This is a genomic window from Photobacterium sp. 2_MG-2023 (assembly GCF_030547675.1).
Taxonomy (GTDB): domain Bacteria; phylum Pseudomonadota; class Gammaproteobacteria; order Enterobacterales; family Vibrionaceae; genus Photobacterium; species Photobacterium arenosum.
In genome coordinates this window covers 163,646-189,542 of sequence record NZ_JAUOQQ010000002.1, presented here as the reverse complement: position 1 = coordinate 189,542, position 25,897 = coordinate 163,646, and the positions used below count along the sequence as shown (strand labels likewise).

The window sequence follows — 25,897 nt, the reverse complement described above, 5'->3', positions numbered from 1 at the left end:
TTGAGCCGCGAGCTGCCATTCAGAATGGCACAAAAAAAGCCCGTCGTTTCACAACGACGGGCTTCTTATTGCTTTGTCAGGGCGCTGTTAAGCCTTGATCAGTCTTGCGTGAAGCTCTTGCACTGAGGTCACCTTATTACGGTCATCCGCAGTCAGTGCCATACAAGTGGCAAACGCAGCATTCAGGGTAGTGGTGTAATTCACCTTCTCCAGCAACGCACCGCGGCGCAACACTTTAGAATCTTCAATCGCCTGACGGCCTTCTGCGGTGTTGATGATATAGCTGTACTCGTTGTTCTTGATACGGTCAAGAATATGAGGACGGCCTTCATGCACCTTGTTCACCAGGCGTGGATTAATCCCCGCTTCGCCCAGAATCACCGCAGTACCGTGGGTCGCATCCAGCTCGTAACCCAGCTTCACCAGCTTAGCAGCCAGGTCGACCACACGGCGTTTGTCATTATTACGGACAGACAGCAGTGCGCGGCCGGCATTTTCACGGCTGTGCTCTTTGCCACAGCCCAGTTCAGCCTTGGCGAAAGCTTCTGCGAACGTATCACCCACACCCATCACTTCGCCGGTCGAGCGCATTTCCGGACCAAGCAGCGGGTCGACACCCGGGAACTTGTTGAAAGGCAGCACCACTTCCTTCACTGAGTAGTAAGGAGGAATGATTTCCTTAGTGAAACCTTGTTGTTCCAGTGTCTGACCGGCCATCACACGCGCGGCAATTTTCGCCAGTGGTGCACCCGTTGCTTTGGAGACAAAAGGTACAGTCCGTGCGGCACGAGGGTTAACTTCAATCAGGTACACTTCGTTGTCTTTAACTGCAAACTGGGTATTCATCAGGCCGCGAACACCCAACTCAAAGGCCAGCTTCTCAACCTGACGACGCATTTCATCCTGAATTTCCTGGCTCAGGGTATATGCAGGCAGCGAGCAGGCTGAATCACCTGAGTGAACACCCGCTTGCTCGATATGCTCCATGATACCGCCGATCACCACACGCTCGCCGTCACAGATGGCATCCACATCCACTTCCGTGGCATCATCCAGGAAGCGATCCAGCAGCACAGGCGATTCGTTCGAGACGCTGACCGCTTCGTTGAAATAACGGCGCAAGTCATTTTCGTCGTACACGATTTCCATCGCACGACCGCCCAGTACATACGAAGGACGCACCACCAACGGGAAACCGATATCTTTCGATTTCTCAATAGCCTGTTCCATCGCTGTTACTGTCGCATTTTCCGGCTGCTTCAGGCCCAGACGCTCAACAGCGGCCTGGAAACGTTCACGGTCTTCGGCGCGGTCAATCGCATCAGGGCTGGTACCAATAATTGGCACACCTGCCGCTTCCAGTGCACGCGCCAGTTTGAGCGGCGTTTGGCCACCGTACTGAACGATGACACCTTTAGGCTTCTCGACACGCACGATAGCCAGTACATCTTCCAGCGTAACCGGCTCAAAATACAGACGATCCGAGGTGTCGTAATCAGTGGAAACTGTCTCAGGGTTACAGTTCACCATGATGGTTTCGTAACCGTCTTCGCGCAGGGCCAGCGATGCGTGTACGCAGCAGTAATCGAATTCGATACCCTGCCCGATACGGTTTGGACCACCACCCAGCACCATAATCTTGTCACGATCAGTCGGGTTGGCTTCACACTCTTCGTCATAAGACGAGTACATGTAAGCTGTGTCTGAAGAGAACTCAGCCGCACAGGTATCCACACGCTTATAAACAGGGTGAATATCGTGACGGTCACGTTCTTTGCGAATTTCCAGCTCAGCCACACCCAGCAGTTTAGCCAGTCGGGCATCCGAGAAGCCTTTGCGCTTCAGTTTACGCAGGAAATCGCCGGTCAGACCCGCAAAACCATCTTCTTTGACCTTGGCTTCCATTTGGACGATCTCTTCGATCTGTACCAGGAACCAGCGGTCGACATTGGTCAGGTTAAAGACGCCATCCACAGACAGCCCGGCACGGAAGGCATCAGCGATATACCAGATACGCTCAGCACCGGCTTCTTTCAGCTCGTGGCGAATTTTAGTCAGCGCTTCAGGATCGTCCAGATCCACCATTTCATCAAAGCCGTTGGCGCCCACTTCCAGGCCACGCAGTGCTTTTTGCAGTGATTCCTGCTGGTTACGGCCGATGGCCATCACTTCACCAACAGATTTCATCTGAGTCGTCAGACGATCGTTGGCACCTGCGAACTTTTCAAAGTTGAAGCGTGGGATCTTAGTAACAACGTAGTCTATGGTTGGTTCGAACGAGGCCGGTGTTGCGCCACCCGTGATGTCGTTCATCAGCTCATCCAGCGTGAAACCTATCGCCAGCTTGGCGGCCACTTTGGCAATCGGGAAGCCGGTCGCTTTCGAAGCCAGGGCTGACGAGCGGGAAACACGCGGGTTCATCTCAATGATAACCATACGGCCATCTTTCGGATTAATACCGAACTGGACGTTTGAGCCACCGGTTTCCACGCCGATTTCGCGCAGTACCGCCAGCGACGCATTACGCATCAGCTGGTATTCTTTATCCGTCAGCGTCTGGGCAGGCGCAACTGTGATGGAGTCACCGGTGTGAATACCCATTGGATCGAAGTTTTCAATGGCGCAGACGATGATGCAGTTGTCGTTCTTATCACGAACCACTTCCATCTCGTACTCTTTCCAGCCAATCAGGGACTCGTCAATCAGCAGTTCATTGGTCGGTGATAAATCCAGACCACGGCGACAAATTTCTTCAAATTCTTCTTTGTTATAGGCGATACCACCGCCTGTACCACCCATGGTGAAAGACGGACGGATGATACAGGGGAAGCCGACCATATCGAGGACTTTGTAGGCTTCTTCCATGGTTTTCGCGGTATCGGCGCGCGGACACTCCAGACCAATCGACTTCATGGCTTTATCAAAGCGTGAACGGTCTTCGGCTTTGTCGATCGCATCAGCCGTTGCACCAATCATTTCTACGCCGAATTCGGCCAGTACGCCATGACGCTCCAGATCCAGCGCACAGTTCAGTGCAGTCTGGCCGCCCATAGTCGGCAGGACCGCATCTGGACGCTCTTTTTCAATGATCTTGCGTACAACTTCCCAGTGGATAGGCTCAATATATGTCGCATCCGCCATTTCCGGATCGGTCATGATAGTGGCCGGGTTCGAGTTCACCAGGATAACGCGGTAACCTTCCTCACGCAGCGCTTTACACGCTTGAGCACCTGAATAGTCGAACTCACACGCCTGGCCAATCACGATAGGACCGGCACCCAGAATCAGAACACTTTGTATGTCAGTACGTTTTGGCATCGTTTACTACTCCGGCTTAGGCGCTGTGCTGTTTAATCAGGTCGATAAAGTGGTCAAAAAGTGGTGCCGCATCGTGCGGACCCGGGCTGGCTTCAGGGTGACCCTGGAAGCTGAAAGCCGGTTTGTCGGTACGGTGGATGCCCTGCAGGGAGCCATCGAACAGCGACTTGTGGGTGGCACGCAGGTTATCTGGCAGTGTGTCTTCATCAGCCGCAAAACCGTGGTTCTGGCTGGTGATCATTACAACATTACGGTCCAGATCTTTGACCGGGTGGTTGGCACCATGGTGACCAAATTTCATTTTCACCGTCTTGGCACCGCTTGCCAGCGCCAGGATCTGGTGCCCAAGGCAGATGCCAAACACAGGCAGGCCTTTGTCCAGAAATGTTTTCGTCGCTTCAATCGCGTAAGTGCAAGGCTCCGGGTCGCCCGGGCCATTCGACAGGAAAACACCATCCGGATTCATCGCCAGCACTTCTTCTGCTGAGGTTTCTGCCGGAACGACCGTCAGGCGGCAACCACGGTCAACCAGCATGCGCAGGATATTACGCTTGGCACCGAAGTCATAAGCCACTACGTGGTAAGGTAACTCACCGGCCTCTTTAGCTTCCGGCAGCCCGCCTTCCAGCGTCCAGGAACCCTGTGCCCAGCTGTAGCTTTCTTTAGTCGACACGACCTTCGCCAGATCCATCCCTTTCAGGCCAGGAAAAGCTTTGGCTTTTTCCAGAGCCAGCGCCGCATCGAGATTGTCGCCCGCCATGATGCAACCATTCTGCGCACCTTTCTCACGCAGCAGACGGGTCAGTTTACGGGTGTCGATGTCAGCGATACCAACAATGTTTTGAGATTTCAGATAATCAGACAGTGTCTGCTGGGAGCGGAAGTTTGAAGCAATAAGAGGGAGGTCGCGAATTACCAGGCCTTGCGCGTGGATTGCAGTAGATTCTTCGTCTTCGGAATTGGTTCCGGTATTGCCAATGTGGGGATAAGTAAGAGTGACAATCTGTTGAGAGTAAGAGGGGTCAGTGAGAATTTCCTGGTACCCCGTCATCGAGGTATTGAAAACAACTTCACCAACGGCCGAACCATCTGCACCGATGGATACGCCGTGGAACACAGTCCCGTCTTCAAGGACTAACAGCGCCGATTTGTTCAAGACAACCTCCAATCTTCATAAAAACGCAAATAAAACAGATAAAATTGCATTTACCCATTCCATAGAAAGTCAAAACCCCAGTCAAGCCGAATTTTGACAAATTGCGCGCATTCTAGTGATCCATGCCCAAACTGTCAACAACAGGGGGAAATTAAATTTTAAATATCGACCACTCCGGCCGCTTAAGCCGTCAAACCAGAGAAAGCATATCTTTTCCTGCCTTTTTCCATCGGCCTTCCGGGCTGCATGTTCAGGCAACCGTTTGCCAAGCCAGCCAAACGCTCACTATAAATTATCTAACGGATAAACCACAGAAATCAGGCAAGATAACACCTACTTTTACCGCACGGGAAGGACTAAGGCGCAACAGGCACACAAAAAAGCAAGCAAACCCTTGAATTTACAGTGAAGAGCACAACAAGAATGCTTTCTCGCTCAGTTTGATGATTTATGCAAAATGAAGGAGACTAAAAACAGAGAACTGAGCAGAACACTGCAGCCGGAACCGGCTGCAGTGTGACAGAAGTGATTTACAGATCGTTCAGGCCAAGCACATCCTGCATGGTATAAAAACCCGCCGGTTGCTTATCCAGCCAAGCCGCCGCGCGGACTGCACCGTTGGCAAATGTCATACGATCTGTCGCTTTGTGAGTGATTTCGACCCGCTCGCCAATATCAGCAAACATAGCCGTGTGCTCGCCGATAATGTCGCCGGCGCGAATCGTCGCGAAGCCGATCTCATCACGGCTGCGCTCACCGGTAATCCCTTCACGGGCATAGACAGCAACATCGCTCAGTTTTTTCCCCATTGCGCCGGCAATCGCCTCGCCCATGCCCAGCGCCGTGCCGGAAGGCGCGTCGACTTTGTGTCTGTGGTGGGCTTCTATGATTTCGATATCACAGTAATCCCCCATGATCTTGGCCGCTTTCTCCAGTAGCTTGAACGTCAGGTTGACGCCGACACTGTAGTTGGGGGCCATCACAACGGCTATCTGGCTGGCGGCTGCATCGATCAGGGCTTTTTCTTCTTCGCTAAAACCGGTTGTCCCAATGACAATTTTCTTATTATGGCGCTGGCACAGCGCCAGATTCGCCAGTGTTGCAACTGGCGCAGTGAAATCAATCAGCACATCAAAATCATTGATCGCTTTTTCAATATCATCGACCACAGCCACTTCCAGCTTGCCAATACCCGCCAGCTCACCGGCATCAACGCCGATCAAGCTGCTCTGAGGACGCTCAGTCGCCGCCCCCACCTGAGCCTGCTCAGACTGTGCTGTCGCTTTCAGTAACTGGCGTCCCATTCGCCCTGCCGCACCGGCAATCGCGATTCTGACCATAGCTGTTTCTCCTTAAAACATTCAGCAGATGAAGGTCTGTTTATCTTTCAGGGCCAGGTTTACCGGCCAACACCACGCCAAGACCATGAAAGATAAACAGCCCATTAATCTAGCCTGTATAACGGTGAAAAAAAACCCCGGTATGACCGGGGTTCCATAAATAATCCTGCGACGGGCTGCTCAGCCTACATTTTTGACCTGCAATTCGCGCGGCACTTCAAAAAACATATTTTCTTCGCGGCCGCTCAGCTCTTCCACTTCGCCACCGGCCAGAGCCTGAATTCGCGCGATAATCTGGTTGACCAGCGCTTCCGGCGCAGAGGCGCCCGCAGTCACGCCCACACTCGTTTTGCCGGTCAGCCAGTTGGCATCAACATCTTCGGCGCAGTCCGTCAGGTAGCTTGGGGTACCCAGCTTTTCTGCTAATTCACGCAGGCGATTGGAGTTTGAGGAGTTCTTTGACCCCACCACTATCATCACATCGACGCTGGCGGCCATTTCACGCACGGCATCCTGGCGATTCTGGGTTGCATAACAGATGTCATCTTTGCGCGGTCCCTGAATCTCCGGGAAGACCTGTCGCAAGCGATCAATGACCTCTGCGGTTTCGTCCACCGACAAAGTCGTCTGACTAACATAATGCAGGTTACCCGGATCTCTCACCACAGTTTTCAGCTTGTCAACATCGACCGGGGTTTCAACCAGGTACATACCGCCCGTATCGCTGGCGTACTGGCCCATAGTCCCTTCGACTTCAGGGTGACCGGCGTGGCCGATCAACACCACTTCCATATCACGGCGACTGGCGCGGGCCACTTCCATATGGACTTTGGTGACCAGAGGGCATGTCGCATCAAACACGGTTAACTTACGTGCTTTAGCTTCATTACGAACGGCCTGAGACACTCCGTGAGCAGAAAAAATAACAATATTATCATCCGGCACTTCGCTCAGCTCTTCGACAAAGACGGCCCCACGCTGTTTCAGTCCTTCAACCACAAACCGGTTGTGAACCACCTCATGGCGCACGTAAATAGGCGGCTGATACAGCTCCAGCGCACGCTCAACGATACTGATTGCCCGATCAACACCGGCACAGAAACCACGAGGGTTAGCAAGTACGATTTTCATATCTGAGGACTCTTTACCTTCATCCTTCCACTCCTGATCTCAAGATGACCAGGAGCGGATATGGGTTTACCCTTCGATGCCGACCACTTCAACATCAAAGGTCACCCGCTGGCCGGCCAGCGGGTGATTGAAATCAACAGTGACAGAATCACCGACCACAGCGGTAATCACACCAGGGATATCCTGCCCGTCCGGGCCGCTGAATGCAATGATAGCGCCGACTTCTGCCGGAGCGTCAGAGCCAAAGCGGGTTAAATCAACATGATGGATATTGTCAGGGTTCGGCATACCGAATGCATCTTCCGGCTCAAGCACAAACTGGTTTTTCTCGCCCTGCGCCAGGCCAAGCAGGCAACGTTCAAAGTTGTCAGTCAGGCTGCCATCGCCCATACGAAACTTAGCCGGTTTCCCCATAGACTGAGTAGACTCAGCGACAGAGCCGTCTTCCAGCTTGATGGAAAAGTGCATTAAAACTTCACTGTTGTGCGTGATAACCGACATACATACATCCTGATTACGAATTACTGAGTGATACGGCAGGCCTTAATTATCATGCTTACCGGATAAATCCATCGCTTTTTACAATAAAGCGCCGCCCATCGCAACGAGCAGCGCCTGGTCCGTGAGCCTGAACGCCTTACTGGCTTGCTTTGGTCTTGGTCTTTCCGGCCAGAAACCCTTCCAGAATGATAAGACCCGCGCCAACGCAGATTGCCGAGTCGGCAATATTAAACGCCGGCCAGTGGTGCTGCCCGATATAGAAATCGAGAAAATCCACTACAAAGCCATGGTACAGGCGATCAAACAGGTTACCGAGTGCGCCACCTATGATCAGCGCATAGGCAGAGTTGACCATAGTATGGCTGGCTGGAGTGCGGCGCATCCAGACCATGAGTAACGCAGTCACCCCTAAGGCAATAGCGGTAAACAACCAGCGCTGCCAGCCGCTGGCATCACTGAGAAAACTGAAAGCCGCGCCGTAGTTATGCACATACAGCAGATTAAAGAAGGGCAAGACTTCAATGCGGTTAGGCCAGCCGTAACCCATGCTGTCCATCACCAGCAGCTTAGTACCGATATCGATGGCAAAGACCAGAACCGCCAGCCACAGCCAGCGGATTCCGGATTGCTTCAAAGCAGGTAAATTACTCATCAGGCAAACTTGCGCTCTTCACCCTGACCATCAATGTTGGTCACACAGCGGCCACAAATTTCTTCATGCCCGGCAATGGTGCCGACATCGGCCACATGGTGCCAGCAGCGATCACACTTAGCCGCGTCCGATGCTGTCACCAGCACCGACAGGCCAGCCACGTCAGTCGGTTTCGCCTCTGCCGGCTTGCTGTCAGTCAACGCCACCTGGGCTTTAGAAGTCAACAGTACAAAGCGCAGCTCATTTTCCAGACTGTTCAGCTTGTCCGCCAGCTCAGGTTCGGCAAACAGCGTCACCTCTGCCTGCAGCGCACCGCCAAGGCGTTTTTCGTTACGCGCTTCTTCCAGCAGTTTGTTCACAGCGCCGCGAACCGCCTGGATCTCAGTCCAGAATTCGTTGCTGAAAGCATCATTTTCAGACAGCTCAAACAGGCCTTCAAACCACTCGCCGGTGAAGACAAAGGTATCACGCTCACCCGGCATCTCATTCCAGATCTCATCGGCGGTGAAAGACATGATAGGCGCCATCCAGCGAACCAGAGCTTCGACAATATAGTACAAAGCGGTCTGGCAGCTGCGCTGAGCATGACCACCACGCTTGGCGGTGTACTGGCGATCTTTGATCACATCGAGATAGAAAGAGCCCATTTCGATCGAACAAAAGTGCATCAGGCGTTGGGTCACTGTGTGCAGATTGTATTCATCGTAAGCTTGGATGATTTCATCCTGTGCCGCTTTCGCTTGCGCGACTGCCCAGCGATCCAACGCTACCATCTCTTCCGCTGGCACGCAGTCGGTGGCCGGGTTGAAGCCACTCAGGTTGGCCAGCAGGAAACGCGCTGTATTACGGATACGACGGTAAGCATCGGCACTGCGCTTGAGGATTTCATCTGACACCGCCACTTCGCCGGTGTAGTCAGTCGATGCGACCCACAGACGCAGGATATCAGCGCCCAGCTTATTGGTAACATCTTTTGGCGCAACCACGTTACCGATAGATTTCGACATCTTACGACCCTGACCATCAACCACGAAACCGTGGGTCAGAACCTGACGATAAGGGGCCTTGTTTTTCATCGCCACAGATGAAATCAGCGAAGACTGGAACCAGCCACGATGCTGATCAGAACCTTCCAGGTAAAGATCGGCCGAACTGCCATTGAATTCTTCACGATTATCAACCACGGCATAGTGGGTGGCACCGGAGTCGAACCAGACATCCAGGGTGTCCAACACTTTTTCGTATTGCTCAGCATCGACTTCACCCATGATCTCGGCAGGGTTGAGATCCCACCACGCCTGGATGCCTTTTTCTTCCACCAGCTGGGCCACTTTTTCAATCAGCGCCAGACTGTCCGGATGCAGTTCCTGCGTTTCTTTATGGACGAAAAGTGCAATTGGTACGCCCCAGGTACGCTGACGCGAGATACACCACTCAGGGCGACCTTCAACCATGCTCTCGATACGGCTCTGGCCCCACTCAGGCATCCACTGAACGCCTTTGATTTCTTCCAGTGCTTTTGCACGCAGACCGTTCTGATCCATGGAAATAAACCACTGCGGGGTGGCACGGAAGATGATTGGGGTCTTGTGACGCCAGCAATGCGGATAGCTGTGCTCATAAGAGTGATGATGCAGCAAGGCACCGTGTTCTTTCAGCTTCTCGACAACTGCGTCGTTGGCTTTGAATACGTGCTGACCGGCAAACAGTTCGGTATCCGGCAGGTATACGCCGTTACTGCCGACCGGGTTTGCCACTTCCAGGCCGTACTTCTGACCGACAACAAAGTCTTCTTGGCCGTGGCCAGGCGCTGTGTGCACGCAGCCCGTACCGGATTCGGTGGTCACGTGATCACCCAGAATCACAGGCACATCAAAGCTGTAGAACGGGTGGTTAAAGCGCAGCAGATCCAGCTCTATGCCCTTACAGAAGCCCAGATTGTGGAAATGCTCGATACCGGCACGATCCATCACATCTTTTGCCAGTTCAGCGGCCACAATCAGACGTTGAGGCTGCTCGCCTTCCACCTGGATCAGGACATATTCCAGATCGTCACGGACGGCTACCGCACGGTTGGCCGGCAGTGTCCAAGGCGTAGTGGTCCAGATCACAATGGACACATCACCCTGCCCCTGGTGATCACTGGCCAGATTAAACTTGCTTAACACCTCAGCTTCATCAACGGCTTTGAATTTCACGTCAATAGACGGCGAGACCTTGTTTTTGTATTCCACTTCGGCTTCAGCCAGCGCTGAACCACAGTCGGTACACCAGTGAACAGGTTTGAAACCTTTCAGCAGGTGGCCGTTATCTGCAATTTTGCCCAAGGCACGAATGATGTTGGCTTCGGTAGCGAAGTCCATAGTGCGGTAAGGCTTGTCCCACTCACCCAGTACCCCGAGGCGAACAAAACTTTCTTTCTGGCCTTCAACCTGACCGGCTGCATACGCACGGCATTTTTCGCGGAACTCGGCGGCAGAGACTTTATGGCCGGGTTTACCGACTTTTTTCTCTACCATTAACTCGATCGGCAAACCGTGGCAATCCCAGCCTGGCACGTAAGGCGCGTCAAAGCCGGACATCGACTTTGACTTGATAATAATGTCTTTGAGAATCTTGTTCAGTGCGTGACCAATATGAATATCACCATTGGCATATGGAGGGCCGTCATGCAGTACGAAAGATTTTTTACCTTTCTTGGCTTTACGGATTTCACCGTAGAGATCCTCGTCATACCAACGCTTAAGCATTGCAGGCTCGCGTTGCGCCAGGTTGCCTCGCATCGGAAACCCTGTTTCAGGCAGGTTCAGGGTATCTTTATAGTCGCTCATTGATTCTCAATTCCGTTACTTGGGCGAAGTTGGACATGTTGACGATGCTCAGACAGCCACACCCGCGCAGTCTGGGCATCACGCTCGATTTGCGCTTTCAGCGCATCAAAGGAGGCGAATTTAATTTCATCTCGTAGTTTGTGGTGTAGCACCACTTCAATCTGACAACCATAAATATCAGACTGATAATCAAATAAATGGACTTCCAGTTGCTGACGCTCGCCGTTCACTGTCGGCCGGCGGCCGATATTCGCCACCCCGGGCAATGGCTGTTGCGCCACCCCCAGCACTTCAACGGCATACACACCGGAAACCGGTGAAACCCGGCGCTTCAACGGCACATTGGCCGTGGGGAAGCCTATGGTCCGGCCCAGCTTCTGGCCATGTGACACCCGGCCGGTAATACTGTACGGGCGGCCCAGCATGGCTTCCGCTGAGGCCAGATCATCACTGGCCAGAGCTTCGCGGATTGCCGTACTGCTCACTCGCTGAGTATCCACACAGTAACTCTGGGTACTGACAACCTCAAAGCCGAATTCACGTCCGGCAGCTTCCAGCATGGTAAAATCGCCGCTGCGGCCTTTACCGAAGCGAAAGTCGTCACCAACAACCAGAAACTTAACACCCAATTGTTCCACCAACAAGCGACGGACGAAATCTTCCGGCGCCATATCGGCAAAGTGGGCGTTGAAATTGACACACAACAGGCGAGCTATGCCTGCATGTCTGAGCTGCTGATACTTGTCGCGAAAGCGAGTCAGCCTTGCCGGCGCCTTGTCTTTGGCAAAGAGCTCCATAGGCTGAGGCTCGAAACTCATCACAGTCGAAGGAACCCCTAATCGTCGGGCTTGCTCCAGTACCTGACGCAGCACGGCCAGATGGCCCTGATGGACCCCATCAAAGTTGCCAATTGTCAGAACACAGCCGTGGTGACCGGGCCGGATATTATGAATTCCTCGGATCAATTCCATCTGCAGCTAATCATTACCAAAGTCAAAAACTGACGGATTATATACCAGAGCGCAACAGGGTTAAAACCATGCGCGCCGTAAGATGTACTTTTTTGCCGCAATTCCGTGCCAGCCATAATCCGTATCGCGCACCTTAGCTTTCGCTACGCAGGTGGTGCAAACGGACGCCTGTCACCGTCAGTGATAACAGGTAAGTCACGGCACCAATCCCTATCAGGCCAGTCAGCCAGTACACACGCTGAACCAGACCCAATGACAGCCAGTGCGCCATATCCGGCGACAACCATAACAGCACGCCCACCATAGCCACACCGGCAATAACCAGACGGACCACAAATCCAAACGTAGTACGTGAAATACGGTACACCCCGGCGCGGTGCAAGCCGCGGTACAAAAGTGCGGCGTTAACCAGTGCTGATAAGGCCGTTGCCAGCGCCAGACCAACATAACCTAGGAAATAGGCAAAAATAGCATTGAATACCATGTTGGTGACCATAGCAATAACACCATAGCGCACCGGGGTACGGGTGTCTTGTCTTGCATAGTAACCAGGCGCTAGCACCTTGATTAGCATAAAATTCAGCAGGCCAGATGCATAAGCCAGCAGCGACATGCCCGCCTGCTCGACATCATTGGGCGTAAACTCCCCCCGCATGAAAAGCACCATCAGCATAGGCTTAGCCAACACCATTAGCCCCAGCATAGCAGGCAAACCGAGCAGAAGTACCATTCTAACCCCCCAGTCCATGGTGTGGGCAAAATGCTCCCGGTTCTGATCCACATGCTTGCGCGACAAGGCCGGCAGGATCACGGTCGCAATGGCAATCCCAAACAGACCCAAAGGAAATTCAAGCAGTCGGTCTGAGTAATACAGCCAGCTGATAGAGCCCGTCATCAGAAAGCTGGCGATGAAGGTATCAAACAACAGGTTAATCTGGCTCACTGACACGCCGAACAAGGCCGGAATCATCAGAGTGCGGATTTTCACCACGCCGGGATCGCGCCATCCCCAGCGTGGACGTACCAACACCCCTTCCCGGTAAAGAAAGGGTAACTGAAACAGAAACTGTACTAAACCGCCCAGAAAAACGCCCAGAGCCAGGCCGATTTCAGGCTGTTCCAGATTCGGTGATACCCACCAGGCACACAAAATGATGGAGATATTGAGAAATACCGGGGTAAACGAAGAAACGGCAAATTTCCCCAAGGTATTGAGGACGGCCCCCGACAAAGCGACCAGAGTGATAAACCACAGGTAAGGAAAAGTGATTTTCAGCAACAAGCTTGCCAGCTCAAACTTCGGCGCTGCCGGCCCGTCATTGAGCCACTCAATAAACCAACCGGCTCCAAACAGGGCTGTAATCACCCCGGAGCCCAATACGCCCAAAAGGGTGACCAGGGTAACTATGCCCCCCAGCGTACCGGACACCCGGGCGATAAGCTCACGGGTCTTATCTTTATCACCCGCCGCATGAGCTTCGGTCAGCACGGGAACGAAAGCCTGAGAGAAAGCCCCTTCCGCAAACAGGCGGCGAAGAAAGTTTGGGATCTTATTGGCGAAGAAAAAAACATCGGCAGCCGCACCGGCTCCCATCAGGTTTGCTACCACTACATCTCGCACTAAACCCATGACGCGAGATACTAAAGTCATACTGCTGACAATCAGCCCGGAGCGCAAAAGACGCTTACTCACAAAAAAACCTCATAAAAGATGGCCCAGAAAGGTGACTTGCAGAGCCAAATGCTGGTAGAATCTGCCGCCATATTAACCGTGTTAATGCACAAGTGCCAATTTCAATGGCGCGGCTGTTATTTGCACAAATCATTTGACATTGTTCGGTTTTAGAGGCATATTCCTCGGCCTTAAATTGTCACCATACCAAGAATTTGGGAGTTACACCCTTGGCAAATATCAAATCTGCTAAGAAACGTGCAATCACTTCTGAAAAACGTCGTCAGCACAACGCTAGCCGTCGTTCTATGATGCGCACTTTCTTCAAAAAAGTTGTTGCTGCTATTGAAGCAGGCGATAAAGAAGCCGCCGTTAAGGCCTTCGCTGACATGCAACCTGTTATGGACCGTATGGCTACTAAAGGCCTGGTTCACAAAAACAAGGCTGCTCGTCATAAAGCGCGCCTGTCTGCAAAAATCAACGCTCTGTAATTTCAGTGCATTGATGCTACAGCAATAAAAAAACCGGCTATGGCCGGTTTTTTTATATCCGCTATTTACTTTAACGTCTCGTACCAGGCTGGCAATAAGTGCCTAGCAGTACATTTGCTGCAACAGCTGAATCATCGACTTCACTTCCTGGCTTCTCAGCCTGTAGAACACAGTCTGCGACTCTTTACGTGTCGCCACCAGGCCATCGCGCCTTAGCCAGGCAAGGTGCTGTGACAAGGCCGACTGGCTTAATTCCAGACGGTCACTCATCGTTCCAACCGACAACTCTCCTTCCAGCAAGTAGCATAAAATCAGCAGCCGCCGCTCATTAGCCATAGCCTTAAGCAAAGACACTGCCTGAGGAGCACTGTGATGTAACTTTATGGTTTCCATCTTTCCACCGCTTGAACTTCAGTGATTTATCTATTGACTTCTATCACTGAAAAAGGCGGTCATTTGAACAATTTTCTGAAGTCGGCTTCGCAAATTTTCTTCACCGCAGGGTGCATGATCATACGTTCTGCAAAAATAACGTAATATTCCTCCCGAATCGCTCTTACTCGCTTCACTTCGCGTACGGTATGCGACTGTTCGATCTCTTCGGCATAAATCGAAGGTGCCACAAACATAGATTTTCGAAACGCGCCGAACGCTTTCATTAACGCCGCATCATCAAACTCACCCAATATGTTGGGCGTGATCCCCTGCTGATCAAACCAATGATGCAGTTTACGTCCCATAGCCGTACGGCGTCCCGGTACCAGCAGCTTGTACTCTTCAAGGCAGGCAGGAAAACTGAGTGACTTATCTGCATCCGAACAGAAAAAGCTCATCCCTGACTCGCCCAGTTTTTTACTGAACAACCCAGGGCTCTGTGTGGAGTCCACCGGGCAATCAGACAAAATCATATCCAGCTTATGCTGAGACAATTGCTCTAGCAGCATTTCATGCGTCGACTCGTAGCAGCGCAAATGTATGCGCTCATCTTCCGGGATACCCGCCATCAAAATCTTACTGACCAGGCGTTTTGACAGCGCATCCGCAACCCCGACTTCCAGCAACTGATTCTCGCGCTGGGTATAATTTACGATATCCAGTAATTCATAACTGAGATCAAACATTTTGTCGGCGTACTTAAAGACCAGCTGTCCCAACTCTGTGGGCTCAATGTTGCGGCCAACCCTTTTTGTCAGCTTTCCGTTCAGCCTTTCCTCAAGCGCTCTTATCTGGCCCGTCACTGTCTGCGGAGCAAGAAATAATGCATCGGCCGCTTTGGTCACTGACCCTTGCTTGCAGACCATCCAGAAATAATACAGGTGATTGTAATTCAGGTGCGACACTGTCGTAGGCCTCGATACTCAACAAATAAAAAACCCCAGGCCTTGTCAGCCTGGGGTTATCCTATGTGTTTTTTATCCGAAAAGACACTGAGTCTTGGGACGGGAAAAAGATTATTGCGCCTGTATCTCTGTCACTGTTTCCGCTGACACCAAATGGCGGGAACGCTCACCCGCACGTTGCTCCAGCGCCCGGGCCAGAAAACCGGTAGGCGTATCGTCCTGCCGTTCCTGGTTCAGATTCACCCCCTGCGCAAAGCCGGTAAGATAGGCTTTGCACAGCTCATTATCAAGCTGCTGCTGGCAGTGACTGTAGTCAGCCGCCGCCGCTGAGGCACCGGCCGAACTCAGGCCCAATACCAGTACAATTAATGCTTTCATAAACACCTCCCTGTCCCGGATCACGATGATGTCTGACTGTCCTTAACGGCCTTCGCGGCCGGAAGCGAACGGTGCAGCAGTATATAGCCGACAACAGCTGCGGTGGTCGAACCGATCAGAATACCCAGCTTGGAATAAGTAATCAGCTCAAGATCAGCACCGCTGAATGCCAGCATCGAAATAAATATCGACATAGTAAAACCAATACCGCACAGCACTGACACCGCAAATATCTGACTAAAGCCAGTACCTTCAGGTAAACGCGCTATCCCCATTTTCACTGCCAGATAGCTCGCGATAAAAATACCCAGCGGCTTACCAACAAACAGGCCCAGCGCAATCCCCAGTGGCAGCATCGCGGTCAGACCTTCTGCCGATACGCCTGCCAGCGAAATTCCCGCATTCGCAAAGGCGAACAGCGGCAATATCAGATACGCGACATACGGATGTAATCCATGCTCCAGTGTCTTGAGCGGCGAGATTTCTTTGTCCTGCTTATTCTGCCCCTGAAGTGGGATAGCAAAGCCCAGTACGACACCCGCCAGCGTGGCATGCACGCCCGACTGCAGTACGCTGAACCAGAGCACCAGCCCGACCAGAATATACCAGACCAGGTTAGTAACATTACGGGCATGCATAATAAAGAGCACGGCGGTAGCTGCAAATGCCACAGCCAGCGCAATGGCAGACAAATCACTGCTGTAGAACAAGGCGATGATAACAATGACACCCAGGTCATCAATAATTGCTAATGCCAGCAAAAAGACTTTCAGGCTAACCGGTACCCGATTACCCAAGAGGGCCATAATACCCAACGCAAATGCGATATCTGTCGCAGCTGGGATTGCCCAGCCACCAATCGCCACAGGATCGGCATAGTTAAAAAGCACATACACTAAAGCTGGTGCGACCATGCCACCCAATGCGGCGATGGCAGGGAAAATCGCTTTCTCTTTAGTATTCAGTGCACCTTCGATCAGTTCACGCTTCACTTCCAGGCCAATCACCAGGAAGAAAATCGCCATCAAACCATCGTTAATCCAATGCTCAACCGACAGGCCTGCAATATAAGTATGTAATGCGCCCTCATACACTGACTGCAAAGGCGAGTTGGCAATAATCATGGCCAGAGCCGCCGCAACAATCAGCAAGATGCCGCCGGCAGACTCTAATTTAAAGAATTTCAGAATTACATCGGTCATTGACCGCAGCTCCTTACTACTCACTGTAAAATCACACTTTTTATTGATGTGCGGTTGAAACAGTGTAGACGCCTACTGACATCTCTGTGAAATCGTTTGTTTAGAGCCAACAACTCGGTAAAACCGAACCATTGACAGTAATACACCGTAATACCCGCAGTATTTAACTATCATCCCAGGTCAGTGACAGCACACTTTCCAGAGTAAGCTGCCACCACTATGACACTGAAAACCCACCCGGCAAATTTTTTATCTGTTTTTTTTCGACATCCTTCTCTTCAATACTAATAAACGTTTTATCAAAAAAATCACAGCCTTAAGCCCATAGATTAAAAGATAGATCCTGATCCCATTCTTTGCTCCTGACCACAAAATCCTCTGGTATGACAGAAAGGCTTCACTGTGTCATATTTCTGAAATATTCGTTCTCTACTATCGCGGCAACATTCAAAAAACTGACACCAAAATGACATCACAATGTCACGGAGAACAGAATATGACTACCCAAGCCACCACAGCTGAGCCAATACAAAGCTCCATGCGATGGGTTCGTTGGGCAAACCTGGTTTTCATGCTTTATCTGCTGCTGGTCGCAGTCTCACTGGTGAGCGGCGGCTTTAAGTGGTCGGTAGGAGAGCAGGCCAAAACCCTGTTTGAATTTGCCTCACACCCTGTTGCAGGCCTGATGATCGGTCTGGGAGCCACTTCTCTCATCCAATCTTCCAGTACAGTTACCTCTATCATAGTGGGCCTTGTTGCTGGTGGTCTGCCCGTTGAAACCGCGATTCCTATGGTGATGGGTGCCAATATTGGTACGACTATGACCAATACACTGGTCAGTCTGGGTCATGCCCGCTGTAAAGATGAATTCCGCCGCGCATTTTCTGCTGCTACGGTGCATGATTTCTTCAATCTGCTGGCCGTCCTGATCTTCCTGCCACTGGAAATGATGTTTGGCCTGCTGCAAAAAATTTCGGCCTGGCTGGTTTCACCCCTGATGTCGACCGGTGACATGAGTATGAAGGGACTGGACTTCATTAAGCCCCTGACAAAACCGGCAGTGAACGCCGTAAAAGCGCCACTGGAATCATTGGGCACCATGGGCGGTGTCATTATGATTGCGCTTGGTATCGCGCTCATCTTCCTGGCAATTACTGTCATGGGTAAGCTGATGCGCAGCCTGATGGTTGGCCGTGCCCGTGACATCCTGAAAAGTGCGATTGGCCGTGGCCCGGTACACGGTATCGTGTCAGGTTCCATTGTAACCATACTCGTGCAGTCGTCCTCTACAACGACCAGTTTGATGGTGCCTCTGGTCGGTACCGGAGTGCTGAAAGTACGCGATGTGTATCCATTTACGCTGGGAGCCAACATAGGCACCTGTATTACCGCACTGCTGGCTGCAACAGCCATTTCTGGCGACCATGCCGTGTTTGCCCTGCAAATTGCGCTGGTGCACCTGTGCTTTAATGTGCTGGCAACCCTGCTGATCTTTGGCTTGCCGTTCCTGCGTGAACTGCCGCTGAAGGGGGCTATCTACCTGGGCGAGCTGGCAGTGAAAAGCAAATCAACCGTGGCGGCCTATCTGGGACTGGTCTTTATCATTATCCCTGGCAGCATTCTGGCCTTAACTGCATAAGTAACCTTGTGAATACTAAAAAATCCCTGCTCGCTGCGAGCAGGGATTTTTTCATCTGATGATAACCACCTATCCTATCGCACCAACAACAAGAGTGAATACTCAGGCTGGCCGTTAGCAGCTTTAACGCCCTTTCAGGCACAAAAAAGCCCCACATTCGTGAGGCTCTGGTTTTATCTTTTATCAGACTGAAAACGGATACTGTATCGGCTCATGGTGCTGATAATCTTCTACTTTAAAATCATCCATAGTGACCCAGGTTTCCAGATCTTCCAGTGATTTAATCTCTGGGTTAATCACCAACCGGGGCGATGGATACGGCTCTCGCTTAAGCTGAACATCTCGCATCAACGCCAATTGATCTTCATAGATATGCGCATTGACAATCTTGTGGTAGGCCTTGCCGGCTTTATGGCCTGTGATTTGCGCCATCAGAGCCAGCAGGGTATACACCTGAATCTGATTAAAATTAAGCCCGAGCGGCACATCACAAGAACGCTGGTAACTGGTCAGATACAGGCTGTCACCCAACAGCGAAAATGTATGAGTGTGCATACACGGACGCAGGCAGCCCATTTCAAATTCACCCGGGTTATAAAACGTCAGTATCTCACCGCGATCGTCGAGGCCACGGCTCAAATCATCAACAATTTTCCGCAGTTGATCCAGGGTGCTGCCATCGGGCTTGCGCCAGCTTCTGCCCTGCACGCCGTACACACGGCCCATGTCGTCGGTACCTTTGCGGTGTGGATTACTCAGCCATGCCTGATTGTCATTCGCGTTGGCATTCCAAGTGTTACAACCGATCGCACGAAACTGTGCGGCACTGTCATAGCCTCGCAGATAGCCGAGCAGCTCTGCAATCGCCGCTTTCCAGTAACTTTTACGCGTGGTGATCAGCGGAAACTGATTGTTGGCAACATCATAAGTCAGATCAGCGTTAATCAACGTCAGGCAACGCTTGCCTGTACGTTCATTGGCAACCCACTCACCTTCACTGATAATCCGCTGGCATAAATCTAAATACTGTTTCATGTCTCTGTTAACCCAAAATAGCGGGAGAAAATCTGTCTGCAAGCATACCATAATCACAAATCAGGCAGCCAATGGGCTGCCTGATACGACTGTTAAGCAGTACGGTGATTACCGGCCCGCTTATAGGCCCATACCATGAGCAGAGCACCGCCAATCACCATAGGCAGAGACAGAATCTGTCCCATGCTGATCCAGCCGGCAAACAGGCCAAGCTGAGCATCGGGTTCACGGCAGTATTCAACCAGGAATCTGAACGAGCCGTAACCCAGCAGGAATAGCCCGGATACGGCACCCGCCGGACGCGGTTTACGGATAAAGACATTCAGGATGATCAGCAACACCAGGCCTTCCAGGAAAAATTCATATAACTGAGAAGGATGGCGAGGCAGCGGTCCGCCTGTCGGGAAAACCATGCCCCAAGGCGCATCCGTTACCCGGCCCCAGAGCTCACCATTGATGAAGTTTCCGAGCCTGCCAGCGCCTAGGCCAAACGGCACTAACGGCGCCACAAAATCTGCCACATCGAAGAAACGCCGGCTATTGCGGTGGGCATACCAGACCATAGCGGTCATGACGCCTAACAAACCACCATGGAATGACATGCCTCCGGTCCAGACTTTAAATAAGTAAAGCGGATCGGCCAGGAACACTTCGAAGTTATAAAACAGGACATAGCCCACACGGCCGCCGATCACGACACCCAGGAAACCAACAAACAGCAGGTCGCTGACTTGATCTCGTGTCCAGCCACTGCCTGGCTTATCTGCACGACGGTTTGCCAGCCAGAGCGCGAATACAAAACCCAGCAGGTACATCAATCCGTACCAGCGGATCGCCAGCGGGCCGATTTGAAACAGGATTGGGTCAAAGTTTGGAAATGTCAGATAACCTTGGCTCATTCAACATACTCGTGGTTAATCAATAAAGAAGTTCACGGCGGTACAGCATGTACCCACAATGAAAAGTCTCATGCCAGTCCCCGTGACTGACCCGAGTTAAAACAACATTTTACCACCCACAAATAACAAAAAGATGGCAAAGATTTTTTTTAGTGTCGGAGTCGGTAAGTGACTGACCATACGCGCGCCATATCGAGTAGTCAGGACAGAGGTGCAAGCCACACCGATCAGCGCCGGCAGATACACATAGCCCAGACTGTATGGCGGCAAACTGTCATCACCGCTGCCCGCCACAATAAATCCGGCCATGCCCGCTATAGCAATAATGGACCCGCAAAAAGCAGCTGTCCCGATAGAACGGCGCATTTCTACGCCATACCAGCTCAGATAAGGTACGATCAGCGAACCACCACCTATCCCCGCTAAACTGGCCACCAGACCAATCACACTGCCACTGCCAGCGATTGCAACCCGACCCGGAATAGGATGACGCCCTGTGACTTTCAAGGAGAGCAGCATTTGCAGCGCCAGTAAAAGCACAATACCAGCAAATATCCGGGGCAGCCAATCCGCAGGCACCCACTCGGCCACAGCACTCCCGGCAATGCCCCCCAGCACCATACCCGGTGCGAGTAATCTGACCAAAGAGACATCCACATTCCCCAGCCGCAAATGGCTGCGGGCCGAAGAGCCGGACGTCAGCACAATACAGGCCAGCGAGGTTGCCAGAGCAATATGCATTACTAATCCAGGTTCAATACCAGTTTGGGGTAGCATCCAGACTAAAGCGGGGACAATTAATAATCCCCCGCCAATACCCAGCAAACCTGCCAGCAGACCGACCACAACCCCCAGCCCCAGACACATCAGGAGCAGCCATAACATATCCGGCATCACTTACCTGCCCGGATGAAGCCACCCATACCACGTTGTTCGACAAACTCTGATGCCATTTGCCTGACATCATGGCCGAAAGTCGCCTGTAACGCCTTATCAGAAAGTTGCTTCATATCAGCCAAAGTTGCATGCCGAAGGACATATTTAATTTTGGCAACGTTGCGGGTATTCATACTTAAAGAGCGGTATCCCATGCCAACCAAGAGTATGGCGCCGAGAGGATCACCGGCCAGTTCGCCACACACGCTCACCGGTATTGATAACGCATGGCTGGAATCCTGAATGTGCTTCAGTGCCTGAATAACTGCCGGATGGAAAGTATCATAGACACTGGCAACACGGGAATTGTTCCTGTCGACAGCCAATAAATATTGCGTTAAGTCGTTGCTGCCTACCGAAATAAAGTCGACCCGCCCTTTCAGAGCCGGCAATTGGTACAAAATCGAAGGGACTTCGATCATAATGCCCAATCTTGGCCGCTTAAGCACTTGCCCTTTGCTGGCAGCATATAAAGCCACTTCATTGAAAGCACGATCAATCAATGCCTTTGATTCATCCAGTTCAGGAATGCCTGAAATCATGGGCAAGAGGATGTCCATATTATCAAGGCCAATACTGGCCTTGAGCATAGCCCTGACCTGAATGAGGAAAATTTCAGGATGATCCAGGGTAAAACGAATACCACGCCAGCCAAGAAAAGGGTTATCTTCTTCAATAGTAAGGTACGGCAAAGGTTTATCGCCGCCTATGTCTAAGGTGCGCATTACCACAGATTTACCCGGGTAAGAGGCCAGTATTGAGCGGTACTGTGCAGCCTGTTCTTCTTCCGACGGAAAACTGCGCTGCAGCAGAAATGGCACTTCAGTCCGGTACAGACCGACACCATCGACCCCTTTATTGACTGCAATATTGGTGTCAGCACTTAATCCGGCATTCAGATGCAGATAGATCCTTTCTTGATCTTTCGTTTCCGTCGCTTTATCCAGATCTTGTTCTACCAGAGCCGTCAGCTCATTTTCTTCTTTCAGTAACCGCTTGTATTCGGCCAGAATCTGCCGGTTGGGTTCAATGAGCAGATCGCCGCGATAACCGTCGACCACCACCAGGGCGTTGTGGACTTTCTCCGGTACAAAATCGACCCCCATGATGGCAGGAATGCCCAGTGCCCGGGAAAGGATCGCCGCGTGGGAGTTGGCGGCACCTTCCTGAGCCACCACAGCGGCCAGTTTATCGCGCGGAATGCTGGCCAGCATAGCGGCTGTCAGCTCTCGGGTCAGCAATACGATCGGGGCATCCCACTGGTGCTCGACACCCTCTTCGTTATGGAGGAAAAACAGCAGGCGCTGGCCAAGTTCGCGAATATCGTGCGCCCGTTCACGCAGATAATCATCCTTCATATTGGCAAAGCGGACAGAGTAGGCCTCCACTGTCTGCCTGACGGCCCATTCGGCCTGATCGCCGCCCGCCACTTTGGAAAACAGATCCTTACGCAGCATGGGATCATTGAGCAAGTGGCTGAAAAGATCAAAAATCGCCAGGGTGTCTTTGTGCAACTCGCTGTCAAAGCGTTTTCGCAACCGGCGAAATTCATTACTCGCCATCTCAATGGCAATGCTCAGGCGTTCCTGTTCAAACTCTCTGTCCAGACAGGAGGCCGGTGACACAGCTTCCAACCGAGGCTGGTTGTCATCCCACCAGGCTTTGGCGATGGCAACCCCGGTCGATGCGGCCGAACCTGTTAAATGCAGTCCGTCACGCTGGCCTGGCCACATACCCTGCGCTTTGGCATGCGCCAGAATTACCGCCAGCTGTGCGGCCAGTGTCACCATGAACGACTCTTCACTTTCAGTGAACTCACGCATATCGCGTTGCTGGATAACCAATACACCGAGGACTTTACGCTGATGGATAATGGGTGTGCCGAAAAAGGAGCGGAAGGTTTCTTCGTTGGTCCCTGGGATATGTTTGAAGTTAGGGTGCTGGCGCGCATCGGCCACATTGACAGGCTCAGCCTGACGGCCAACCAGACCGACCAGGCCTTCATCAAACCCAAGCCCGACCTGATAAGAAGGCTTGGTCAGCCCCTGGGTAGCCATGAGCATATATTGCTTGCGGTGTTCGTGAACAATGTAGACTGAGCAGCACTCAGTCTTCATTGCCTGGCAAATACTGACGACCAGCAGATCCAGCGCCTCGAGTAATGTCGGAGCACTGGCCACTTTCTCTACAATTTCTCTTAGCTGGGTCAGCATAAGCGTTACTTTCCCTAGGTTAACTCCGCTTGTGTTTACGTTTTAACTTGCGTTCCTTGCGCTCCTTGAAAGGCATCGCCATCGCCGCGAACTCTTTCAGCGCCCGGCGATAAACGTCCCGTTTAAAGGACACAACCTGACGAACCGGATACCAGTAGCTGACCCAACGCCAGCCATCGAACTCCGGTGTACTGCCACGCTGCATGTTCACCTTAGACTCATCGCATTCCAGACTCAGCAAAAACCACTTTTGCTTTTGTCCGATACAAACTGGTTTGGAATCCCACCTTACCAGACGTTTAGGCAACTTGTATCGCAGCCAATGGCGGCTGGATGCCAGAATCCTGACGTCTTTTTTGGTCAGACCCACTTCCTCATACAGTTCACGGTACATGGCCTGTTCCGGGGTTTCCCCTTCATCAATACCGCCTTGTGGAAACTGCCAAGAGTGTTGTCCATATCGTCGAGCCCAAAATACCTGGCCATGGCTGTTACAGATAACTATCCCCACATTAGGGCGATATCCATCGCCATCAATCACTGGACGACCTCAAGTAAAAATATCAATTAACAGTGATTTTTTCACAGAATTAGCCTCAGGGTAAACATTCATTGTCATCAATCACTGTTTTTTCCTACCTAGCACTCACTTTATGGATAACTTAAGAGGAATTCAGAGGTTATAAACAAAGAAATGAGACCTCTCCCACATTTATTCACGCTTTCTGTGGATAGTTGTGTGTAGAAGCTCTCCTATTGTCCATTTAATCAACAATAAATCAGAATCCAAACAACTGCGGCACTAGTGCATAAAAAACAACAAATAACTAAAAATCAATCTCTTACATAGAGGTTAAGTTTAAAATACAGCTACAGATTAAATGACTTTCCAGAGGATCATTGCCACTGGTTAAAGATCAACCACCCTCGGCTTTATCCACACCCCTTGATGATTAATGGTCAAATAATCATCGCAGAGGCGTTTAAATACTGCACAAAACCCTGTGAATACGTCCAGCTTACACAGTAGACACATTGTTCAAAAAAGTACCTGTGGATATCTTAATCCCAGGATCCTACGCAAACAGTCTGATCAAGCCGACAGTCATTCAGCAGCACAAAGCATCAAATGTGTTAAAATGCATGGCCACGTTTTTGAAAAGTTACTCATCCTAATGACGATCTCCAGACAACCCGCTCCTAACTCAGAATCAGAACTCCTCAGCCGGGCACAGGCGCTGGCCGGCTTTACTCTGGGTGAGCTGGCTGAGCTGGCAGGACAAATCGCCCCACCGGATCTGCGCCGGGATAAAGGCTGGGTGGGCCAGTTGCTGGAATGGCATCTGGGGGCAACGGCAGGCAGCCAGCCCGTCCCTGATTTCGCCAATTTGGGCATTGAACTCAAAACTATTCCCATCAGCCATCTGGGCAAACCGCTGGAAACCACCTTTGTCTGCGTTGCCCCTCTGATTGGCTTGCAGGGCGTGAACTGGGAAAACAGCCATATCCGGCACAAACTCGCCCGGGTCCTGTGGATCCCCGTAGAAGGTGAGCGTGAAATCCCGCTGACTGAACGCCATGTCGGCTCTCCTCTGTTGTGGAGTCCATCTGCCGACGAAGAAGCCCGGTTACGCCAGGACTGGGAAGAGCTGATGGAACTGATCGTACTGGGAAAAGTGGAGCAGATTACAGCCCGCCATGGTGAAGTCCTGCAGCTGAGACCCAAAGCCGCCAACAGCAGAGTACAGACCGATGCTTACGGCGCAGACGGCCACCCGATCAAAACCTTACCCCGGGGTTTTTACCTCAAAACCCAGTTCACCACCGAACTGCTCAAACGCCACTTTATGCTCTGATAACAGAGCGGGCTATACATTGATCGTCATGTCATCCTGGCAACACTCAGGTTTACCATCCAGTGAGAATTCATCATGAGGATCAATCGTCCTTAATGTGATCGACTTGATCCCAAGTGGCCGCAGAAAATCCCTCACCTGCTCCATAGTCTGAAAATGCAGCATGTTGTCATCGTCATCCTTTAATGGCTCAAGATGATGTTTATATTCAACTTCCATAAGATAATCAGCCCGACCCGCATAACTGGTCAGTACGCACTTAGGGACCTCTTCTCCGGGTGACTTTACCCAGTGCCTGAATTGGGACAGTTTCATGATCACTCCTTTTCAAGGGAA

22 protein-coding genes are annotated in these 25,897 nt (G+C 51.7%); 3 read left to right on the top strand and 19 right to left on the bottom strand.

Translation table 11 applies throughout. The features are described 5' to 3' along the window. Nucleotides 1-87: 87 nt before the first annotated feature. The 9 genes from carB to murJ all read right to left on the bottom strand — a co-directional run bounded on the left by carB (nucleotide 88) and on the right by murJ (nucleotide 13,593). Nucleotides 88-3,318, bottom strand: a complete 3,231-nt coding sequence (gene carB, locus Q4491_RS03520; RefSeq protein WP_237793826.1) for a carbamoyl-phosphate synthase large subunit — start codon at nucleotides 3,316-3,318, stop codon at nucleotides 88-90. Nucleotides 3,319-3,334: 16 nt separating this feature from the next. Next, complete coding sequence (gene carA, locus Q4491_RS03515; RefSeq protein ID WP_192015576.1) at nucleotides 3,335-4,474, bottom strand: glutamine-hydrolyzing carbamoyl-phosphate synthase small subunit; 1,140 nt, start codon at nucleotides 4,472-4,474, stop codon at nucleotides 3,335-3,337. A 530-nt stretch (nucleotides 4,475-5,004) separates the two neighbouring features. Then, on the bottom strand, nucleotides 5,005-5,814 hold the full coding sequence (gene dapB / locus Q4491_RS03510) for a 4-hydroxy-tetrahydrodipicolinate reductase (RefSeq protein WP_303454663.1): 810 nt from the start codon (nucleotides 5,812-5,814) through the stop codon (nucleotides 5,005-5,007). A gap of 180 nt (nucleotides 5,815-5,994) precedes the next feature. Continuing rightward, nucleotides 5,995-6,945: a 4-hydroxy-3-methylbut-2-enyl diphosphate reductase gene (gene ispH / locus Q4491_RS03505; protein WP_192015575.1), complete on the bottom strand. Its 951-nt coding sequence runs from the start codon at nucleotides 6,943-6,945 to the stop codon at nucleotides 5,995-5,997. A gap of 66 nt (nucleotides 6,946-7,011) precedes the next feature. Beyond that, a complete protein-coding gene (gene fkpB / locus Q4491_RS03500) occupies nucleotides 7,012-7,446 on the bottom strand; it encodes an FKBP-type peptidyl-prolyl cis-trans isomerase (protein WP_192015574.1) in 435 nt (144 codons plus the stop codon). A 136-nt stretch (nucleotides 7,447-7,582) separates the two neighbouring features. Further along, a complete protein-coding gene (gene lspA / locus Q4491_RS03495; protein WP_218383385.1) occupies nucleotides 7,583-8,098 on the bottom strand; it encodes a signal peptidase II in 516 nt (171 codons plus the stop codon). Then, nucleotides 8,098-10,929: an isoleucine--tRNA ligase gene (ileS, locus tag Q4491_RS03490; protein WP_303454658.1), complete on the bottom strand. Its 2,832-nt coding sequence runs from the start codon at nucleotides 10,927-10,929 to the stop codon at nucleotides 8,098-8,100. The genes lspA and ileS overlap by 1 nt, the downstream gene beginning before the upstream one ends. Beyond that, the gene (gene ribF, locus Q4491_RS03485; protein WP_303454655.1) at nucleotides 10,926-11,900 is read right to left on the bottom strand and encodes a bifunctional riboflavin kinase/FAD synthetase; all 975 of its coding nucleotides are present in this window, start codon (nucleotides 11,898-11,900) and stop codon (nucleotides 10,926-10,928) included. The genes ileS and ribF overlap by 4 nt, the downstream gene beginning before the upstream one ends. 133 nt (nucleotides 11,901-12,033) lie before the next feature. Further along, nucleotides 12,034-13,593 (bottom strand): murein biosynthesis integral membrane protein MurJ, encoded by a 1,560-nt coding sequence (gene murJ, locus Q4491_RS03480; protein ID WP_303454652.1) that lies wholly within the window; start codon nucleotides 13,591-13,593, stop codon nucleotides 12,034-12,036. Between the two features lie 209 nt (nucleotides 13,594-13,802). On the opposite strand from murJ, the gene rpsT reads away from it, so the two are divergent. Continuing rightward, the gene (gene rpsT, locus Q4491_RS03475; RefSeq protein ID WP_027253088.1) at nucleotides 13,803-14,063 is read left to right on the top strand and encodes a 30S ribosomal protein S20; all 261 of its coding nucleotides are present in this window, start codon (nucleotides 13,803-13,805) and stop codon (nucleotides 14,061-14,063) included. Between the two features lie 102 nt (nucleotides 14,064-14,165). Here rpsT and Q4491_RS03470 read toward each other — a convergent pair whose 3' ends face one another. From Q4491_RS03470 to nhaA, 4 genes are all read right to left on the bottom strand, one after another. Continuing rightward, nucleotides 14,166-14,456: a helix-turn-helix transcriptional regulator gene (locus Q4491_RS03470; protein WP_192015569.1), complete on the bottom strand. Its 291-nt coding sequence runs from the start codon at nucleotides 14,454-14,456 to the stop codon at nucleotides 14,166-14,168. A 59-nt stretch (nucleotides 14,457-14,515) separates the two neighbouring features. Beyond that, complete coding sequence (gene nhaR, locus Q4491_RS03465; protein ID WP_192015568.1) at nucleotides 14,516-15,403, bottom strand: transcriptional activator NhaR; 888 nt, start codon at nucleotides 15,401-15,403, stop codon at nucleotides 14,516-14,518. A gap of 111 nt (nucleotides 15,404-15,514) precedes the next feature. Further along, entirely contained in the window at nucleotides 15,515-15,781 is a 267-nt protein-coding gene (locus tag Q4491_RS03460; RefSeq protein WP_237793824.1) for a hypothetical protein, read from the bottom strand. Between the two features lie 20 nt (nucleotides 15,782-15,801). Beyond that, nucleotides 15,802-16,983: a Na+/H+ antiporter NhaA gene (gene nhaA / locus Q4491_RS03455; RefSeq protein WP_303454643.1), complete on the bottom strand. Its 1,182-nt coding sequence runs from the start codon at nucleotides 16,981-16,983 to the stop codon at nucleotides 15,802-15,804. Between the two features lie 496 nt (nucleotides 16,984-17,479). Between nhaA and Q4491_RS03450 the strand changes: the two genes are divergently transcribed. After that, entirely contained in the window at nucleotides 17,480-18,622 is a 1,143-nt protein-coding gene (locus Q4491_RS03450; protein WP_303454640.1) for a Na/Pi symporter, read from the top strand. 183 nt (nucleotides 18,623-18,805) lie between these two features. Here the strand turns inward: Q4491_RS03450 and Q4491_RS03445 are convergent, their stop codons facing one another. The 5 genes from Q4491_RS03445 to rppH all read right to left on the bottom strand — a co-directional run bounded on the left by Q4491_RS03445 (nucleotide 18,806) and on the right by rppH (nucleotide 24,246). After that, on the bottom strand, nucleotides 18,806-19,657 hold the full coding sequence (locus Q4491_RS03445; protein WP_303454637.1) for a thymidylate synthase: 852 nt from the start codon (nucleotides 19,655-19,657) through the stop codon (nucleotides 18,806-18,808). Nucleotides 19,658-19,749: 92 nt separating this feature from the next. Continuing rightward, nucleotides 19,750-20,556 (bottom strand): prolipoprotein diacylglyceryl transferase, encoded by an 807-nt coding sequence (gene lgt / locus Q4491_RS03440; protein ID WP_192015563.1) that lies wholly within the window; start codon nucleotides 20,554-20,556, stop codon nucleotides 19,750-19,752. A gap of 96 nt (nucleotides 20,557-20,652) precedes the next feature. Beyond that, entirely contained in the window at nucleotides 20,653-21,450 is a 798-nt protein-coding gene (locus Q4491_RS03435) for a sulfite exporter TauE/SafE family protein (protein ID WP_303454632.1), read from the bottom strand. After that, nucleotides 21,450-23,705, bottom strand: coding sequence for a phosphoenolpyruvate--protein phosphotransferase (ptsP, locus tag Q4491_RS03430; protein WP_303454629.1), 2,256 nt, complete (start codon nucleotides 23,703-23,705; stop codon nucleotides 21,450-21,452). The genes Q4491_RS03435 and ptsP overlap by 1 nt, the downstream gene beginning before the upstream one ends. A 19-nt stretch (nucleotides 23,706-23,724) precedes the next feature. Continuing rightward, complete coding sequence (gene rppH / locus Q4491_RS03425) at nucleotides 23,725-24,246, bottom strand: RNA pyrophosphohydrolase (protein ID WP_192015560.1); 522 nt, start codon at nucleotides 24,244-24,246, stop codon at nucleotides 23,725-23,727. A gap of 634 nt (nucleotides 24,247-24,880) precedes the next feature. On the opposite strand from rppH, the gene mutH reads away from it, so the two are divergent. After that, complete coding sequence (gene mutH / locus Q4491_RS03420) at nucleotides 24,881-25,561, top strand: DNA mismatch repair endonuclease MutH (protein ID WP_303454626.1); 681 nt, start codon at nucleotides 24,881-24,883, stop codon at nucleotides 25,559-25,561. A 12-nt stretch (nucleotides 25,562-25,573) separates the two neighbouring features. Here the strand turns inward: mutH and Q4491_RS03415 are convergent, their stop codons facing one another. Next, the gene (locus Q4491_RS03415; RefSeq protein WP_192015558.1) at nucleotides 25,574-25,876 is read right to left on the bottom strand and encodes a DUF6482 family protein; all 303 of its coding nucleotides are present in this window, start codon (nucleotides 25,874-25,876) and stop codon (nucleotides 25,574-25,576) included. Nucleotides 25,877-25,897 lie beyond the last annotated feature (21 nt).